Source organism: Oleiphilus sp. HI0128, assembly GCF_001635365.1.
In genome coordinates this window covers 1-810 of record NZ_LWGG01000341.1, presented here as the reverse complement: position 1 = coordinate 810, position 810 = coordinate 1, and the positions used below count along the sequence as shown (strand labels likewise).

Annotated in this window: 2 protein-coding genes; both read right to left on the bottom strand. The window is 42.1% G+C overall.

The window, feature by feature from the left end:
• Nucleotides 1-455, bottom strand: a 455-nt coding sequence (locus A3763_RS04350; protein WP_197482759.1) for a 1-acyl-sn-glycerol-3-phosphate acyltransferase, incomplete at its 3' end; no start/stop codon positions are given.
• A gap of 238 nt (nt 456-693) precedes the next feature.
• Nucleotides 694-810 (bottom strand): DUF5062 family protein (locus tag A3763_RS30035; protein ID WP_156494901.1); only part of this gene is annotated, 117 nt, incomplete at its 5' end.

The window sequence follows — 810 nt, the reverse complement described above, 5'->3', positions numbered from 1 at the left end:
TTACGTGTGCCTTCTGCAAAAAACCAAATATTGGTTTTCTTTTCAGTGAGGGCTGTTTTGGTAATCTCCATTGCTTCCATCGCTTTTTTAGGGTTACATCGGTCAACTAACACGTTGCCAGCTAGCCAGTAAAGCTGGCCAAAAAATGGAATCCATTTAAGGCTTTTTTTACCCAAGCTGACTGTGCGTGGCGGCACGGAATATCCAGTTACAAATAAGTCCCAGTTGCTTTGGTGATTGGCTACCACGATAAAAGGACGATCGCTTGGATAATTATGGGCGTTAACCAATTTTGGCTTAATACCAATAATAGGCAGGCCGAAAAACGCAAATGTCTGTGCGCACCAGCGGCTGTTAGTCGGGTGAAAGGGGCGAATAATTCCGTAAAGAAGGCCGAGAGCGCAACTGATGACAAAGTGAATAGATAATAAGGAATAACGAATAAAACGAATCATTAGACTCTCAGTGCAAGTAATTAAAGTTTGAGTACAAGTGTACGCTATTGGGCGAACTCATTACAGTGTCTTGGATTGAATCATTGGAAATTAATGGTTGAATCTACAACTGAAAAGAGTTCAACACGATCATCGTGCTGAGTGTAGATTCGCTTTTACGTTTGTCTACGGCAGGCGTGAAGGTGAATAGTGCATAAGATAGTCTGAGCCATTGCCTAAAGCAATGGCTCAAAGTAAATTATTTAAGCGGATGTCCCTCGGGTAACTGCTTATACAGCCACATAACAATTTTGTGCTTCATTTTCACCAAGGTCAGATCATCCTTAGCAAGAGGTTGAAGCTGCTTGTCGTGTAC